Genomic DNA, 16,854 nt, shown 5'->3' on the forward strand with positions numbered 1-16,854 from the left:
GGTTTTTTTGGAGTCATGAGCAATGAGCATATCCCAAGTTCCGCTTTCGCGGCGGCGGTTTATCGTCGGCGCCGGGGCGTTGGTGATCGGCGCCTATCTGCCGTCCACCGGCGCGCTGGCGCGTTCGGCTGCCCCGATCGCCTCCGGCGCGGCGGCGTTAGACGCCAACGCCTTCGTTCAGATCGGCGCCGACGGCGTCGTCACCGTCATCAGTAAACACACCGAAGTGGGCCAGGGGGTCTATACCGGCATGGCGACGCTGGTCGCCGAAGAGCTCGATGCCGACTGGGCACAGGTGCGGGTCGTGGCCGCGCCGGTGGACACCAATGTCTACAAAAACCTGGCCTTCGGATTCCAGGGCACCGGCGGTTCCAGCTCGGTGGCCAATGCCTATGAGCAAATGCGGCGCATGGGCGCCATGGCGCGCGCGCTGTTGGTGCAGGCCGCCGCGCAGAGCTGGAAAACCTCGGCGCAGGAAATTACCGTGCAGGCGGGCAAGATCCGCCATGCCGCCAGCGGGCGCGAAGCGGGCTTCGGCGAATTCGCCGCGCTGGCCGCCACGCTGCCGCCGCCCGATCCCGCCAGCCTGACGCTGAAGGATCCGGCCAATTTCACCCTGATCGGCAAAACGCGCGGTTTGCACCGCGTCGATTCGCTGGCGAAAACCAACGGCAGCGCGCAGTTCTCGCAGGATATCCACGAGCCGGACATGCTGACCGTCACCATCAAGAAACCGCCGCGTTTCGGCGGCAAAGTGGCGACCTTCGACGCCGAGCGGGCGCTGGCGGTGCCGGGCGTGGTGGCGGTGAAGCAGGTCGCCACCGGCGTGGCGGTTTACGCCAAAAACACCTGGGCGGCGATCCAGGGGCGGGAACGGCTGCGGGTCACCTGGGACGACGCGCAGGCCGAACGGCGCAACACCGAGGAGATCTACGCCGAATTCCGCCAGGTGGCGCAGAAAACCGGCGTGGTGGCGAAGAGCCACGGCAAGCCGGACGAGGTGTTCGATAAGGCCGACAAGGTGATCGAGGCCGAATACACCTTCCCGTACGTCGCGCACGCGCCGATGGAGCCGCTGGACGGCTATCTGTTCTGGGACGGCGAGAGCGTCAAGGCGCGCTACGGCTGCCAAATCCAGACGCTCGACCATAAGCAGCTGTGCGATCTGTTCGAGTTGCCGCCGGACAAGGTGCAGATTGAAACCATTCTGGCGGGCGGCAGCTTCGGCCGGCGCATCGATTTAGGCAACCCGACGCTGGGGCCGGATCTGGCGGCCGACATGGCGGCGGCGGCCAAGGGCATCGGCCCCGGCCACGGCGTGAAGGTGGTGTGGACGCGCGAGGACGACATCCGCAACGGCTGGTATCGCCCGATGATCCTGCACCGTCTGCGCGGCGCCATTCGGGGCGGCAAGGTGGTGGGCTGGACCGATACCGTGGTCGGCCACTCCTGGACGCGCCACAGCGCGATGGATGCGCTGGTGGTCAACGGCCTCGATCAGATGATGGTCGAGGGCGCCAGCGAGGTCTCATACACCTTCGAAGCCTTCCGCTGCGATGCGCATATCGTGCCCGGCAAGGTGCCGACCACCTCGCTGCGGTCGGTCGCCAGCACCCACACCGGCCACGCGGTGGAGAGCTTTATCGATCAGCTGTTGCAGGAAACCGGCCAGGATCCGGTCGAAGGGCGGCTGGCGCTGATGGGCGATGCGCCGCGCGCGGCGGGCGTGCTGCGGGCGGTAGCGAAAGCCGCCGGCTGGCAGGGCGCTAAAGTGGTAGACGGACGCGCGCGCGGCGTGGGCGTCGCCAAGGCGTTCGACACCTATGTGGCGCAGGTGGCCGAGGTGTCGATCGGCGAAGGCGGCATCCCCAAAGTGCATAAAGTGTGGTGCGCGGTGGACTGCGGCGTGGCGGTGAATCCCGACGTGATCCGCGCGCAGATCGAGGGCGGCATCGGCTACGGCCTGAGCCTGGCGCTGTACGGCAATATCACGCTGAAAGACGGCGTGGTCGAACAGTCCAATTTCAATAACTTCCGCCCGCTGCGCATCGATGAGATGCCGGAGATCGAGGTGATCATTGTGCCCTCGAGCGAGAAACCGACCGGCGTGGGCGAGCTGGGGGTGCCGACCATCGCCCCGGCGGTCGGCAATGCGCTGGCGCTGCTTGGGCGGCCGCGCACCTCGCTGAGCCTGCCGCTGCATAATCCCACTGCGAATCCGGCGTCTGACAAGGAGAGAACCTGATGATTCATTTAACCGTAAACGATCAGCCGCTGACTTTCGAGGGCGATCCGCACATGCCGCTGCTGTGGTTTCTGCGTGACGAAGCCGGCTTGACCGGCACCAAATTCAGCTGCGGCATCGCCATGTGCGGCGCCTGTACCGTGCATCTGGACGGCGTGCCGGTGCGTTCGTGCATGACGCCGGTCTCCGCCGCCGTCGGCAAAAAAATCACCACCATCGAAGCTGTGGGCGCTACGCCGGAAGGCAAGGCGGTGCAGGAAGCCTGGCTTGATCTGGACGTGGTGCAGTGCGGTTACTGCCAGTCCGGCCAGATCATGAGCGCCAGCGCGCTGCTGGCGCAAAGCAAGAATCCGAGCGATGCGGACATCGACGCGGCGATGGGCGGCAACGTTTGCCGTTGCGCCACCTATGTGCGCATTCGCGCCGCCATCCACCAGGCCGCCAAGGCGTTGGGTTAGGGAGAGATGCGATGAGCAATGCCTTGAAAGGGCTGTTATGGCTGATTATCGCCGTGGTGGTGTTGGCGGGAGGATACGCGCTGTATACGCTGCTGCGGCCCACCGGCGCTGAGCCTGCGGCGCCGATCGCCGGGGCGCCGGCCGGCATGACCGACAAACTGGCGCGCGGCGAGTACCTGGCGCGCGCCGCCGACTGCGTGGCGTGCCACACCGCGCCGGGCGGCGCGCCTTATGCGGGCGGTTTCGCCTTCAAGCTGCCGTTCGGCACCATTTATGGCACCAACATCACCGCCGACAAGGAAACCGGCATCGGCAACTGGAGCGACGATCAGTTCGTGCGCGCGGTGCGTGAGGGCATCGGCCCACAGGGCAACCTGTATCCGGCGATGCCTTATACCTCCTACACCGGGCTGAGCCGCGATGACGTGCTGGCGATCAAGGATTATCTGTTCAGTCTGCCGCCGGTGAAACAGGCCAACCCGCAAAACGAGCTGTCGTTCCCGTTCAACCAGCGTTGGGGCATGAAATTCTGGAACCTGGCGTTCTTCCAGGAGCAGCGTTTCGCGCCGGATCTCAACAAGGATGAACAGTGGAATCGCGGCGCCTATCTGGCGACGGCGCTCGGCCACTGCGGCGAGTGCCATACGCCGCGCAATCTGGGGTTCGGTCTTAACCAGAGCAAGCACCTGAGCGGTGAAGTGGTGCAGGGCTGGTTCGCCGCCAACATCACGCCGGACAAACAGACCGGCATCGGCGGCTGGAGCGACCAGCAACTGTCGCAATATCTGGCCACCGGCCATGCGCCGGGGCGCAGCAGCGCCGCCGGTCCGATGGCGGAAGCGGTGGAAAACAGCCTGCAGTTCCTGACGCCGGAAGATAATCTGGCGCTGGTGAAATACCTGCGCGACATCGAACCCATCACCGGCGACAGCGCGGCGGCGGTGAACTTGCAGCCGAAGGGCGCGGGGGCTTCCACCCCGATCCTGCCGGGCGGGCAAGACAGCTCGCTCGGGCGGCGGATGTTCGCCAACGACTGCAGCGGCTGCCACCAGTGGAACGGGCCGGGCCGCCAGAGCGAGTATGCTTCGCTGGTGGGCAGCACGGCGGTGAACGATCCGCAGGGGCGCAGCGTGGTGCAGGCTATCCTGAAGGGGACGAGCATCAGCGTCGGCGAGCGGCATGAGATGATGCCGTCGTTCGGCAGCGCGTATTCCGACGAGGAAGTGGCGGCGGTCGCCAACTTCGTGGTCGGCCACTTCGGCGATAAGCAGGGCAGCGTCACCGCCAAACAGGTGGCGGAGCAGCGCAAGCAGTAACGAAAAGCGGCGAGGGAGATTCTCCCTCGCCGCGGCGTTATCGGCTGCGCCGCGACATCACCCGTTTGTCTTTCGGTCTATCCTGCCAGTCCTCAACCTGATTATTGAAGTTGTCCGCCAGCAGGTAGGCCGGGGTTTTCGCCAGCCAGTCGGACAACGAAATATCCTGATAAATGCCGTTGTCCATCACGATCAGTACCTTCAAATCCTCATCGCCGATGTTCTCGATGTAATGGCCGAAGCCCTGCGGCACGTAACCGACGTCCGAAGGGGCGTACTCTTCCGTCTGCGCGTGGCCGTGCGAGCTGAACACCGTCATGCGGCCTTTGCCGGCAATATAGTATTGCCATTCGTTGGCGTTGGGGTGCCAGTGCAATTCCCGGATCGCGCCGGGTTTCACGATCTCGATGATGCCGGTCATGGTGGTGGAAATGGGAAATTCTTTCGACGACACCAAATGGACACTGCCGGCGTCATTTTCAAAGAACGGCTTTTGCTTCATTAATTCATAGCGGTGGGTCAGCGGGGCATTATTTAATCCGCCGTCGCTTTTCGGTAATGGCAAGGTGGGCGGAACGGCGCCGCCGACAATATAAGCTTCGCCCTGTTTGGCCTTGGAAAATACCGCCGCCGGCATGTCGACGCTTTTTTCCAATACCTCTTTCGGCATATGCGCCACCCAATCGGTGATGCTGAAGGTGCCGAATTCGGAGAAATGGCCGTTATCGAACGCCAAAATAAAATGCGCGCCGTCCGCAAGCGCCTGAATGGAATGGCCGTAGCCTTTCGGGAAATACCAGACGTCGCCGGGGCCGAAATCCGCCACCTCACATTTTCCCTCGGGATCGAGGATGGTGATGCGCGCATGGCCTTCCAGCATGAATGCCCATTCGGCGGCGATGGCGTGCCAATGCAGTTCGCGCACGCCGCCCGGCTCCAGCGTCATGTCGACGCCCGCCACGCCTTCGGAGATCGGGAATTGCTCGACGGTGGCTTCGCGCGCCCAGCCGCTGGGCAGGCTGCGTTTTTTGCTGTCGGTGAATTTGTATTTATAGAGATGTTGCGCATCGGCAGGCGGCTGATAGCTGCTGGGAGGCACGATATTGCGATGGTCGTCGGCAGCGGCATTTTTGGCGATGCCGCCGATCATGCCGGCGGCGGCCGCGCTGACGGCGGAGACTTTCAATATATCACGACGCGATAGCATAGCATTTTCTCCAATATAAAGCCGTGTGCCTGCAGAAGCAGGCGACGGGGAAGGCGCGATCGCCATTGAAATGATTTTTGTCATCGGCGGGAATAGGCTGTGACCCTTAAATCCTAGCGGCTGGAAGGTATTGCGTAGGCGTTTATTTGTTTGCGTTTGTTACTAAGTGAGAGCGGGTTTAATTATTCATTGTTAATCTCAATAGTCATGGATCTGAATTAATCTTTCCCTGTAATTAAATAAACAAAGTGTCAATAAAACGCATTATTTTGGGTTATTTCATTACGATTGCGCTATGGGTGTGCGCAAAAAGCGTGCAGCGGCGACATTGCAGTGCATTTACGCTAAATCGTGACGCCTTTCACAACGCTGACGTCTGGCTATTGCCGAGTATTCGCGAGTATGGTGATACTTTTAGCGCGGTCGAGAAGACCGCACACCATTTTTATTGCGGCGTGTTACTGCTAAAGCAGGCAAGACCAAAATAGGAATGCACTTCTCCTTGTGACGAGGCGCATTTCCATTTTGGTCTTTTTTTTTTGCATTTTACCGGGGAAGACGATGGACTATCAAAAACTTGGCTTAGAAATATTGGCGCGGGTCGGCGGTAAAGGCAACGTCAGCAAGCTGACGCACTGCGCGACCCGTTTGCGTATGGAATTCAACGACGACGCTAAAGTGGATTCGAAGGCGATCGAAGCCCTGCCGGGCGTTATCAGCGTGGTGGTGCGAGGCGGCCAGTTTCAGATCGTGGTCGGCAATAACGTGCAGCAAACGTTCCGCGTGCTGCAAAAGGAGATTGGCCAGCCGCAAACCGGCGCTCAAAAGCAGCAGCCGAAAGGTGGCGTGGTGTCACGGATTATCAGCGTGATTTCCACGACCTTTACCCCGGTGATCCCGGCCATTACCGGCGCGGGGATGATCAAGGCGCTGCTGGCGATCCTCAAGCTGGCCGGGGCGATAGATCCCGCCGGCACGACCTATCGATTGCTGGATACCGTCGCCGATGCGGCCTTTTTCTTCCTGCCGGTGCTGTTGGCTTACGGTGCCGCGATAAAATTCGAGTGCAATCCCATCCTGGCGATGACCCTCGCCGGCGCGTTGCTGCACCCTAATCTGGCTCAGATGCAGGCGGCGGGCGCCGCGATTGATTTTCTCGGCATTCCGGTGCGGCTGGCGGATTATGCCGGCTCGGTGTTACCGATCATTTTTACCGTGTGGCTGATGTCCTATATCGAGCGGTTTGCCGAGAAAGTTTCGCCGACGATGATCAAGTTCTTCACCAAACCGATGATCGTGCTGCTGGTCACCGCGCCACTGGCGTTGGTGGTGGTCGGGCCGTTCGGCATTTTCCTCAATGACATGGTGGCCGCCGGTGCGGCGATCGTCGATGGCAAGGCCAGCTGGCTGATTCCTATGTTGATGGGCGGGTTGCAGCCATTTTTGGTGATCACCGGCACCGCCTGGGCGATGACACCGATCGCCACCGGCCAATTGACCAAGAATGGCTTTGAGATGATTAACGGGCCGGGCATGTTGGCGTCCAATATTGCACAAGGCGCGGCGACGCTCTGTGTGGCATTCCGCACCAAGAACACGAATTTGCGCCAGTTGGCGTCCTCCGCCGGTTTTACCGCGTTGTTGGGGATCACTGAACCCTCGCTGTACGGGGTGACGCTGAAACTGCGCAAACCGTTGATCGCGGCGATGATCGGCGGTGGCTGCGCCGGCATTTACGCCGGGTTGAGCGGGTTGGTGCGTTATGCCTTCGTTTCTCCTGGCCTGGCCGCTTTGCCGGCGTTTATCGGTGAGAACCCGATGAATATCGTGCACGCGCTGATCACTTGCGCCATTGCCATCGTCGTGACCTTTGCCCTGACCTGGATCCTTGGCTTCGACGATCCGGTCGAGGAGACGAACGACGAGACTCAGGTGGCGGCGGCCGACGAGGTATCGCCGGTTTTCAGCCCGCTGACCGGCAAAGCCGTGACGTTGGATCAGGTCAACGATGACGTTTTCTCCCAGGGCTTGTTGGGCCAGGGCATGGCGATCATACCGTCGGAAGGCGTGCTGCGTGCGCCGCTGGACGGCGAGATCGTGACTTTCCTGCCGTCAAAACATGCGGTCGGCATCAAGGGGGACAACGGCGCGGAGCTGTTGCTGCATATCGGCATCGACACGGTAAACCTGGGTGGCCAACACTTTGACTCCGGACTGCAGATCGGCGATCGCGTGAAGGCCGGCGACGAGCTGGTGCGTTTTGACATCGGCGCGATCGCCGCATTGGGCTTCGATCTGACGACGCCGGTATTGATCGTCAACAGCGAAGCGTTTCAGGTTCAGGTGTTACCTAAGCCGCATGGCGTTCATGCCGGTGAGACGATTATGGCGCTGAAGGCCAATAAGGAGCCGGCATGATTTATCAACGCTTGCACGATTTTCCCGCCGGGTTTCTCTGGGGCGCGTCGACTTCCGCCTATCAGGTGGAGGGCGCATGGAATGAAGACGGCAAAAGCCCGTCGATCGTCGATATGCTCGAACATCCCGCAGGCACGGCGGATTTTACGGTGGCCAGCGATCACTATCATCGCTTTCGCGAGGATGTGAAGCTGTTCGCAGAACTGGGGTTAAAGGCCTACCGGTTTTCGGTTGCGTGGACGCGCGTGTTGCCCGATGGCGTCGGCGAAGTCAATGCGCCGGGGTTGGCGTTTTACCGGCAGTTGATCGACGAATTGCTGGCGCACGGCATCGAGCCGGTGGTGACGCTGTATCATTTCGATCTGCCTTATGTGCTGGAGCAGCAGGGCGGCTGGTCCAATCGCGCCACCATCGAGGCTTTTGTCACTTATGCCGGCGTGCTGTTCGACGCCTTCGGCGATCGGGTGAAGTATTGGCTCACCATCAATGAACAGAACACCATGATCCTGCACCCCGGCGCTATCGGCACGCCCAAAGGCGGTGCGTTGCCTGACAAACGGACGCTGTATCAGCAGAGTCATCATATGTTGGTCGCTCAGGCCAAAGTCATGGCATTATGCCATCAGCGCTGTCCCGGCGGGAAAATTGGCCCGGCGATCAATACCACCTCGATGTATCAGGAGACCTGTCATCCGCTGGATGCCATTGCCGCTCATAACTGGGAGACGTTGCGCTGTTGGAGTTTTCTCGATGTGGCGGTGCATGGCCGCTACAACGCCCTGGCCTGGCGTTACCTTGAGGATCGGGGGTGGTCGCCGGATAGGGAGCCGGAGGACGCGGCGCTGCTGTTGGCGGCACGACCGGATTATGTGGCGATCAATTACTATTCCACCGCCACGATCGCCGCCAGCCGCGGCGACGGTTCAGACGTGAGCGCACGTGCCGGCGATCAGCAAATTATGCTCGGCGAACCGGGTGTGTATCGTGCGGCGGAAAACCCGTTTGTCGGCAAGACGCGCTACGGATGGGTGATCGATCCGGTTGGCCTGCGCTTAACGCTGCGCAAGACTTTCGAGCGCTATCACCTGCCGATACTGATCACGGAGAACGGCATTGGCGCGCCGGATGAATTGCGGGCGGATGAGACTATCGACGACGACTATCGCATTGAATTCATGCGGCAGCATGTCGAACAGATGCGGCTGGCGATCAACGATGGCGTCGAGCTGCTCGGTTACTGCCCGTGGGCGGCGATTGATGTCGTCAGCACGCATCAAGGTTACGCAAAGCGCTATGGATTTATCTACGTGAACCGCGGAGAACGGGATCTTAAGGATCTGCGGCGCATCAAAAAACGCAGTTTTGACTGGTATCGGCAGCTTATCGCCGCCAATGGCCGGTTGGGCAAATAAGCAAGGTGACGGCCGAGACGATGAAAGTCATTAAGGTGCTCAACAACAGTCTGGTGTTAACCGCGGACGACGATAACCGTGAGGTTATCGTCATGGGCAAGGGAATTGGTTTTAACAGCAAAACCGGAGACGAGATCAACCCGGCCGCCATTGAGAAAGTGTATGTGGTGCAGGAGGGGCAAAAGGGGCGGGATTACCTGCGGCTGATTGAAACTGCCCCGACGGAGCATATCGAAATTGTGCAGATGATCCTCAGTGAGGCCAACCGCCAACTGAACGGCAACATTAATGAACAGATTTTCTTTACGCTGGCGGATCACGTCAGTTTTGCTATCGAACGTCATCACAAGGGTATCGCCATCCAAAACCGCCTGCTGTTCGAGGTGAAGCGTTTCTACCCGCGAGAGTTTGCGGTGGGGCTGCAAGCCTTGGCCTACATTAACCAGCGGCTGAATATCCAACTGCCTGAAGAGGAAGCGGGCAATATCGCCTTTCACCTGGTCAACGGGCAGACCGAAGTGCAAAACATGGAGCACACGTTGCTGGCGGTGAAGATGCTGAAAGATATTTTCAATATCATCAAGTATCACTTTCGCCTCAATATCGACACCGATTCGCTGAACTACACGCGCTTTTTAGTGCATATGCAGTTCTTTATCCAGCGCATGCTCGACGGCAAACAGATGACCTCGAAGGCCGACTTTCTGTTTGCCCAGATGATGGCCGAGTACCCGCATGCCTATCGCGGCGCGCTCTTGATCCGCGATTACGTGAAGAATCTGCTGCAAATGGAGATGTCGAACGATGAGCTGCTGTATTTGATGATCCACCTGACGCGCATCACCGATCAGCCCGAGGCCTGAACCGCCTCGGCGACCAGTTCGCGAAAGCGCTCGACGATCGGCGAGGCCGGGCTATGGCGCAGCGCCAGGTAAAGCGGGGCGCTGAGCTGCGCTTCTTCGGCGATCGTGCGGTAGACAATGCCGTCGCCGCCCAGCCGCCGCATCGAGCCGGGCACGATTGACAACCCCAGCCCGGCGCCGACCAGGCTGAGGGTGGCCGGCAGGCGCGGCGCTTCCTGCACGATGCGCGGGCTGAAGCCGGCGCGGTGGCAGGCGGCCAGGATGGCGTCGTACAACCCCTGACCGGCGGGGCGGCGATAGAGAATAAACGCCTCGTGGGCCAGTTCGGCCAGCGGCAGCGGTTGCTGCGTTTCTTGCGCCAGCCGGTGGCCCAGCGGCAGGGCGACGATCATCGGCTCGCTGAGCACCGGCTCGATGCTCAGGCCGGGAATGCCGTTGGCCGGCGAGCGCACGAAGGCGGCGTCGAGGCGCTGTTCCAGCAACGCCTCCATCAGTTCGCCGCTGCCGGCTTCTTCCAACTGGGTGGTGATACCCGGCAGGATGTCGCGGTAGCGGCGCAGCAGGTTGGGCACGAACGGATGCAGCGCGGCGGAACTGGTGAAACCGATGGCGATGTGGCCCTGCTCGCCGCGGGCGGCGCGCTGTACCGCTTCGCGCAGGCGTTCGGCGCGCGCCAGCAGGGCGCGGGCCTCTTCAAACAGCACGCCCCCCGCCTCGGTGACGCGCACGCCGCGCGGCAGGCGCTGCAACAAGATTACGCCCAGTTCGTCTTCCAGCCCCTGCAGCAGGCGGGTCAGCGGCGGCTGTTGGATAAACAGCCGCTCGGCGGCGCGGGTGATGTTGCCTTCTTCCACCACGGTGACGAATGCCCGCAGGCGACGCAGTTCGATCATAGCCATACCTCAAAGGTATCTTTGGTTTTTCCGGAATGCATTAGACATCATGGCACGGCGGCGCGCATGATACCAGACATCAAAACAAGCGATGTGGAACGGCAATGTCATGTCAGATATCAATACGTTAAAACCGCACCCGGCGGCAGCGCCGGGTAATGCAGAGCTGTTTTTGGGCTTTCTGTGGCTGGGGCTTATCGGCTTCGGCGGTGTGCTGCCGATGGCGCGCAGTATGCTGGTGGAGCGCCGGCGCTGGCTGAGCAGCGAACAGTTTACCGAGCTGCTCGGTCTGTGCCAGTTCCTGCCCGGCGGCAATGTGATCAACCTGTCGGTGGCGGTGGGCATGGAGTTTCGCGGGCTGCGCGGCGCGCTGTGCGCCTTGCTGGGCCTCATCAGCGCGCCGACGGCGATCGTGGTGGGGCTGGGCGTGGTGTACGCCCGCTTCCAAAACGATCCGCATGTGCAGCATGTGTTCGCCGGGCTGGCCGCCGCCGCCGCCGGGCTGCTGCTGTCGACCGGGATCAAGATGCTGCTGCCGCTGCGCGGTAAATGGCCGGCGCTGGCGATCGTCGCGCTGGCGCTGATCGCCATCGCCTGGCTGCGCCTGCCGCTGTTGCCGACCATGCTGGTGCTGGCGCCGCTGAGCATTCTGCTGATGTGGCGGTGGCCGTCATGAGCGGGGTGTTGATGGCGTTGGCGCTGATCTTCACCGAGCTTTCTTTATTGGCGTTCGGCGGCGGCATGACCATTCTGCCGGAAATGCAGCGGCAGGTGGTGGAGGTGCATCAGTGGATGAGCGCCCAGGAGTTCAGCGCGCTGTTCGCCATGGCGCAGGCCGCGCCGGGGCCGAACATGATGATCGTGCCGCTGGTCGGCTGGCACGTCGCCGGCTGGGCGGGGCTGCTGGTGTCTTCGATCGCCAAGTTCGGGCCGTCTTCTATCGTTACGCTATTGGTGATGGGCGCCTGGCGGCGCTTTAAGGATCGCCCGTGGCGCCGCATCGTGCAGGCCGGACTGGTGCCGCTGACCGTGGGGTTGGTGGCGGCCAGCGGTATCTTGATCGCCGAGGCTTCCGCGCCCAGCTGGCGGCTGGCGGCAATCGTGGCGCTGGCGACGGGGTTGAGCATGAGCAAGCGCCTCCATCCGCTGTGGGTGCTGGCGGGCGGCGCGCTGCTCGGGTTGCTGTTCGCCTGAAGGGTTAGCGCGGGATCAGCACAAAGCGCGAAGGGCCGTTGCGGTCGATCAGCTCATAGCGCTTCGGCGCGGTCAGGGCCAGAAACGCCACCATGCTCCCTTCGGCGTCGGTCAGCGTCATGCCGTCCGGCGTCGGCCGCCAGGCGACCGGCAACGCGTGCAGCGCCAGCGGCTGCAGGCATTGGGCGGAGGCGCTGAAACGGAAAGCGTTGGTGTTGGCGACCGCTTCGTCGCTCAGCTGCACCTCGCAGACGGTTTTACCGTCGCCGATGGCGGCGAGCTGCCAGTCGCCCTTCAGCGCGGCGGGTTCCAGCAACGGCAGTGAACTGCCCAGGGCACTGCTGCACAATATGCTCATAACGACTCCTGTCAGGCTGGCGCGGCGCAAGGCGCGCATAAGGAAATGGGTTGGCATCGGGTCACTCCTTTCGGCTGTCCGTTCACACTTTAGCACGTACCCATCTTGATGATGAGGGAAGGATTAGGTTTTTTAATCCTCGATTATTCTGATCTAATCGGCGATAAAGTGCGCAAAAAGACGAATAATTAACCCGTTAATGCGCTCATTTTTCTCATTAATATAGTGAGAATACAAATTGTTACGCGTATCTCCATCTCTATGCCCGGCGCGGTAAAGCCAGGCCGGGCGGGCTCGCGCCAGCGGGGTGAGTCACTATACTGGTCATTCCTAAGCCTTGGCTTAGATTAGAACGACTGATGAATAGTCTTACAAAGCGAGTGGGTTCCTATTGTGTAAAAGGAGAATACAATGCGCAGTCGCCACAACGACATTTTGCAAGATGACGATGAGTTCACCAGCCTGAGCGCCACATCCCCCAACGATCATAACTATCAGTTTTACTATCACCAGCCCGGCAGCATTTATGACGGATTGGGTTACGGCGCGCTGTTCACGCTGGACAACGCTAACCTGTACAGCAATCAGCGCGGCGGGGCAGCCATCGACAACCTGGGTAAAATCCGCGATAACTTCAGCTTCGATCGCGCCGCCGATCAGCTGACGCGGCCGGGCCTGACGCACAACGGCGATCAGGTGTATCATCAGTCGGTGGCGCTGACCTACTCCTTCCTGACGCAGAGCGCGCTGAACCGCATCGGCCAGACCGGCGACGGAGACAAGGGGCTGCAGCCACTGACCCAGGCGGCGCAGGCTCAGGCGCTGAAATCGATGCAGGCGTGGGCCGACGTGGCGAACGTGACCTTTACCGAAGCGGCGTCTACCGATATCAACCACCGCGCGGACATCACCTTCGCGTACTTCACCCAGCGCGCCGACGGCAGCACCGCCGCCGGCAGCGGCCCGAATGCCATCAACGCGTACGCCTATTACCCGCCGAGCTCCAAACCGGGCAGCGATAACGCCTTTGCGGGCACGGTGTGGTTCAACAAAAACTTCGCCACCCATCAGGCGCCGGTTAGCGGTGACTTCAGCAGCCAGACCTTCACCCACGAGCTGGGGCATGCCCTGGGGCTGGCGCACCCGGGATCTTATGACGCGTCGCTGGGCAACCCGAGCTACCAGAACGATGCCGCCTATTATCAGGATTCGTTGCAATACTCGATCATGAGCTATTTCAACGCCGGTTACACCGGCGCCGACACCAAAGGGGTGTACGGCTATGGCCCGATGGTGGATGACATTGCCGCGATCCAGAAGCTGTACGGCGCCAACATGAACACCCGCACCGGCGACACGGTGTACGGCTTCAACTCCAACACCGGGCGCGATTTCCTGACCGCCACGGCGGACAACGGCAAACCGGTCAACTTCGCGGTGTGGGACGCCGGCGGCAACGACACGCTGGACTTCTCCGGCTACAGCCAGCAGCAGATGATCAACCTGAACGACGGCGCGTTCTCCAGCGTCGGCGGCGGCACGCAGAACGTCGCCATCGCGCGCGGGGCGATCATCGAGAACGCCATCGGCGGCAGCGGGCGCGATGTGATCATCGGCAACGATCAGGACAACCTGCTGGCGGGCAACGCCGGCTCCGATATCCTGTACGGCGGCCTGGGGGCGGATCATCTGTGGGGCGGCAAAGACGCCAATAACTTCACCGACTATTTCGTCTATCTCAACGCCAAAGAGTCCACGGTGGCGGCGTTCGACGTGATTGAAGACTTCGAGCACGGCATCGACAAGATCGATCTCTCCGGCCTGCGCTTCAACAACAGCCTGAGCGAGCTGCGCTTTATCGACAGCGGCAGCGCCTTCAGCGGCCAGAAAGGCGAAATCCAGCTCAACTTCGACGCTTTCAACGGCACCACCGATCTGCTGATGAACACCCAGAGCAACAGCTATGCCGCCGACTTCAAGATCCACGTGGTCGGGCAGGTCGAGCAGAGCGATATCTTGTTTGCCTGAGGTGATGAAGGGAAAAGAGAAAAGGGCCGAACGGCCCTTTTTTTACGGCTGGGCCGCCGCCGCGCCTTCCGTCACGAAGGAACCGGTCGTTACCTCGCCGGAACGGCGGTAATGAGCCACAATGACGCCGCCGGGCGAGACCACCGAGTGGGCCAGCGTGAAGGCCGCCGGCGCCGCGTTGTCATCGAACAGCCGCTTGCCGCCGCCGAGCAACACCGGGTAGGTGAGCAAGCGCAGTTCGTCCACCAGATCGTTGGCCAGCAGCTGTTGCATCAGCGTGCTGCTGCCCTGCACCAGCAGCACCGGCCCCTGGGCGCGCTTCAGCTCGCGCAGCCGGGCGAGGATGTCTCGCCCCAGCCACTGGCTGTGCTCCCACGCCAGCGTCTCGCCGTGGTGGGTGGCGACGTACTTGGTGGCCTGATTGAACACGCGGGCGATGTCGGCGGAAAACGGGTCGGCCTCGTCGGTGATATGCGGCCAGTAGCCGGCGAAGATATCGTAGGTGCGCCGCCCGAGCAGCAGATCGAAAGGCGCGGAGAAAAGATCGCTCATCGTTTCCGCGACGGCGTCATCCCAGTAGGGCGCGGTCCAGCCGCCGAAACGAAAGCCGCCGCTGCGGTCTTCGTCCTGCCCGCCGGGCGCCTGCATCACGCCGTCGAGGCTGACGAACGCGCTGGCAATAATCTGTCGCATGGCTGTCTCCTGCAGTTGAGTGCCAGCTGAAAGTTTAGCCGCCGTGCGGCGGCCGCGCCAACCGGCCGCTCAGGGTTGCAGCGCCTTGAGCAACGCCTGATGGAAGCGCGCCGGTTCCTCCATTTGCGGCGCATGACCCAGCCCGGCGAACTCGATCAGCGTGGCGTGCGGGATGAGTTTCGCCGCCTGTTTGCCCAGCACCGCGTAATGCCCGATTTTGGCCTTGACTGCCGGCGGGGCGATATCGCTGCCGATGGCGGTGGTGTCGGCGGTGCCGATCATCAGCGTGGTGGGCGTCTGCAGATCCTTGAACTCGTAATACACCGGCTGAGTGAAGATCATGTCGTAGATCAGCGCCGAGTTCCACGCCACCAGGCGGTGGCCCGGCCCGTTGTTCAACCCGGCCAGCATATCCACCCAGCGATCGTACTCCGGCTTCCAGCGGCCGCCGTAGTAGGTGTGCTGCTCATAATTGCGGATGCCCTCGGCGGTGGTGTTCAGCTCGCGCGCGAACCATTGATCGACGCTGCGCCACGGCACGCCTTTCGCCTTCCAGTCCTCGAGGCCGATCGGGTTGACCATCACCAGCCGTTCCACCGCCTGCGGATACATCAGGCTGTAGCGCGTGGCCAGCATGCCGCCGGTGGAGTGGCCGATGACGATGGCCTTGCTGATGTTCAGGTTCTGCAGCAGGCCGTGGGTATTTTGCGCCAGCTGCTGGAAGCTGTACTGGTAATGCGCCGGCTTGCTGGAGGAGCAAAAACCGATTTGGTCCGGCGCTATGACGCGGTAGCCGGCCTTGCTCAGCGCCTTGATGGTGTCCTGCCAGGTGGCGGCGCAGAAGTTTTTACCGTGCAGCAACAGCGCGGTGCGGCCGTTGGCGGCGCCTTCCGGCGGCACGTCCATATAGCCCATCTTTAACGGCTGCCCCTGCGAGGTGAAGCTGAACTGCTGCAACGGGTAGGGGTAGTGAAAGCCCTGCAGCTCCGGGCCGAACGTCGGCGTTTCGGCGGCGCCGGCGTTGAACGCGGCCAGCGCGGCGCACAGCAGCGCGCTACGGGTGAATCTCAGCATCCTGATCTCCTGAAAAACGGACGAGAGCCGAGTATAGCCACAATCAAGGCGTCGGCGCGCCAGTGGTTTCAGATAATTCTGTAATATGACGGTTTGATTCCCGGCCAGATTCCGGCAACGCTCTTTTTCACAGTGAACGCGGTCACGTCGTGCAACATTGGCGACGCCTGATGGTTTTATTTCAAGGCTAAGTTATGCGATGCTTAAGCATTATTTATGCAAAAGGATCCTCGCATGTCCGCTTTATCCCGCTGCGCTTTCAGCGAAGGCAGCGTCGCTTTGCCGGAAGGCTATGCCGATCGCACGGTCAACGTCCTGTTGGCCGGCGATGATGTTTCCCCCTCAGTCAATATTTCCCGCGATGCGCTGCAGCCGGCGGAGAACCTGGAAGGCTACGTCACCCGCCAGCTCGATGCGCTGGCGCAGGGGCTGAAAGGTTGGGCGTTCAAAAGCCGCGAGCCGGCGTCGCTGGGCGATGGGCTGGCCGCCGGTGAGTGGGTGCGCGCCAGCTACCTGCGCGACGGCAAACGCATCTGGCAGAACCAGGCGGTGTTTGCGCTGGCGGAGGGGCGGGTGCTGGTGTTCACCCTGGCGATGGCGCGCAAGCTGACGCCGCAAGATGACGCGCTGCTGCAGCAGGTGCTGAACAGCTATCGGGCGGCCTAACGATGAACTCTTTGCGTAAAAGGAACTTA

15 protein-coding genes are annotated in these 16,854 nt (G+C 61.5%); 10 read left to right on the forward strand and 5 right to left on the reverse strand.

Annotated elements, in window-relative coordinates; genetic code table 11:
- Window positions 1-22 precede the first annotated feature (22 nt).
- From ACP39K_RS00495 to ACP39K_RS00505, 3 genes are read left to right on the forward strand one after another with little or no spacing between them, the layout of a single operon-like run.
- Complete coding sequence (locus ACP39K_RS00495) at window positions 23-2,245, forward strand: xanthine dehydrogenase family protein molybdopterin-binding subunit (protein WP_497008212.1); 2,223 nt, start codon at window positions 23-25, stop codon at window positions 2,243-2,245.
- Window positions 2,245-2,703, forward strand: a complete 459-nt coding sequence (locus ACP39K_RS00500) for a (2Fe-2S)-binding protein (protein WP_497008213.1) — start codon at window positions 2,245-2,247, stop codon at window positions 2,701-2,703. The genes ACP39K_RS00495 and ACP39K_RS00500 overlap by 1 nt, the downstream gene beginning before the upstream one ends.
- A gap of 11 nt (window positions 2,704-2,714) precedes the next feature.
- The gene (locus tag ACP39K_RS00505) at window positions 2,715-4,019 is read left to right on the forward strand and encodes a c-type cytochrome (protein ID WP_497008214.1); all 1,305 of its coding nucleotides are present in this window, start codon (window positions 2,715-2,717) and stop codon (window positions 4,017-4,019) included.
- A gap of 37 nt (window positions 4,020-4,056) precedes the next feature.
- Here ACP39K_RS00505 and ACP39K_RS00510 read toward each other — a convergent pair whose 3' ends face one another.
- Window positions 4,057-5,226 carry a cupin domain-containing protein gene (locus tag ACP39K_RS00510; RefSeq protein ID WP_033640408.1) on the reverse strand — a complete coding sequence of 390 codons (1,170 nt, stop codon included), beginning with the start codon at window positions 5,224-5,226 and terminating at the stop codon, window positions 4,057-4,059.
- A gap of 561 nt (window positions 5,227-5,787) precedes the next feature.
- Here ACP39K_RS00510 and ACP39K_RS00515 point away from each other — a divergent pair.
- From ACP39K_RS00515 to licT, 3 genes are read left to right on the forward strand one after another with little or no spacing between them, the layout of a single operon-like run.
- The gene (locus tag ACP39K_RS00515; protein WP_016927820.1) at window positions 5,788-7,644 is read left to right on the forward strand and encodes a beta-glucoside-specific PTS transporter subunit IIABC; all 1,857 of its coding nucleotides are present in this window, start codon (window positions 5,788-5,790) and stop codon (window positions 7,642-7,644) included.
- The gene (locus ACP39K_RS00520; protein ID WP_048796985.1) at window positions 7,641-9,056 is read left to right on the forward strand and encodes a glycoside hydrolase family 1 protein; all 1,416 of its coding nucleotides are present in this window, start codon (window positions 7,641-7,643) and stop codon (window positions 9,054-9,056) included. The genes ACP39K_RS00515 and ACP39K_RS00520 overlap by 4 nt, the downstream gene beginning before the upstream one ends.
- Window positions 9,057-9,076: 20 nt before the next feature.
- Window positions 9,077-9,919 carry a BglG family transcription antiterminator LicT gene (licT, locus tag ACP39K_RS00525; RefSeq protein ID WP_089184583.1) on the forward strand — a complete coding sequence of 281 codons (843 nt, stop codon included), beginning with the start codon at window positions 9,077-9,079 and terminating at the stop codon, window positions 9,917-9,919.
- On the opposite strand, the gene ACP39K_RS00530 is transcribed toward licT, so the two are convergent.
- Window positions 9,904-10,818 (reverse strand): LysR family transcriptional regulator, encoded by a 915-nt coding sequence (locus ACP39K_RS00530; RefSeq protein WP_244758200.1) that lies wholly within the window; start codon window positions 10,816-10,818, stop codon window positions 9,904-9,906. The genes licT and ACP39K_RS00530 overlap by 16 nt on opposite strands.
- A gap of 103 nt (window positions 10,819-10,921) precedes the next feature.
- On the opposite strand from ACP39K_RS00530, the gene ACP39K_RS00535 reads away from it, so the two are divergent.
- Together ACP39K_RS00535 and ACP39K_RS00540 are read left to right on the forward strand one after the other, a co-directional pair.
- A complete protein-coding gene (locus tag ACP39K_RS00535; RefSeq protein ID WP_016927816.1) occupies window positions 10,922-11,488 on the forward strand; it encodes a chromate transporter in 567 nt (188 codons plus the stop codon).
- Window positions 11,485-12,006, forward strand: coding sequence for a chromate transporter (locus tag ACP39K_RS00540; RefSeq protein WP_028127817.1), 522 nt, complete (start codon window positions 11,485-11,487; stop codon window positions 12,004-12,006). The genes ACP39K_RS00535 and ACP39K_RS00540 overlap by 4 nt, the downstream gene beginning before the upstream one ends.
- 4 nt (window positions 12,007-12,010) lie before the next feature.
- On the opposite strand, the gene ACP39K_RS00545 is transcribed toward ACP39K_RS00540, so the two are convergent.
- Window positions 12,011-12,364, reverse strand: coding sequence for a protease inhibitor Inh/omp19 family protein (locus ACP39K_RS00545; RefSeq protein ID WP_016927814.1), 354 nt, complete (start codon window positions 12,362-12,364; stop codon window positions 12,011-12,013).
- A gap of 411 nt (window positions 12,365-12,775) precedes the next feature.
- Between ACP39K_RS00545 and ACP39K_RS00550 the strand changes: the two genes are divergently transcribed.
- A complete protein-coding gene (locus ACP39K_RS00550; protein ID WP_016927813.1) occupies window positions 12,776-14,392 on the forward strand; it encodes a serralysin family metalloprotease in 1,617 nt (538 codons plus the stop codon).
- Between the two features lie 42 nt (window positions 14,393-14,434).
- On the opposite strand, the gene ACP39K_RS00555 is transcribed toward ACP39K_RS00550, so the two are convergent.
- Both ACP39K_RS00555 and ACP39K_RS00560 read right to left on the reverse strand, forming a co-directional pair.
- On the reverse strand, window positions 14,435-15,085 hold the full coding sequence (locus ACP39K_RS00555) for a dihydrofolate reductase family protein (RefSeq protein WP_212562383.1): 651 nt from the start codon (window positions 15,083-15,085) through the stop codon (window positions 14,435-14,437).
- Window positions 15,086-15,154: 69 nt separating this feature from the next.
- A complete protein-coding gene (locus ACP39K_RS00560) occupies window positions 15,155-16,159 on the reverse strand; it encodes an alpha/beta fold hydrolase (protein WP_048796981.1) in 1,005 nt (334 codons plus the stop codon).
- A gap of 234 nt (window positions 16,160-16,393) precedes the next feature.
- Here ACP39K_RS00560 and ACP39K_RS00565 point away from each other — a divergent pair, with 234 nt between their 5' ends.
- Window positions 16,394-16,825: a DcrB-related protein gene (locus tag ACP39K_RS00565; RefSeq protein WP_016927810.1), complete on the forward strand. Its 432-nt coding sequence runs from the start codon at window positions 16,394-16,396 to the stop codon at window positions 16,823-16,825.
- Window positions 16,826-16,854: the final 29 nt, after the last annotated feature.

It is taken from the genome of Serratia sp. EC4 (assembly GCF_059652115.1).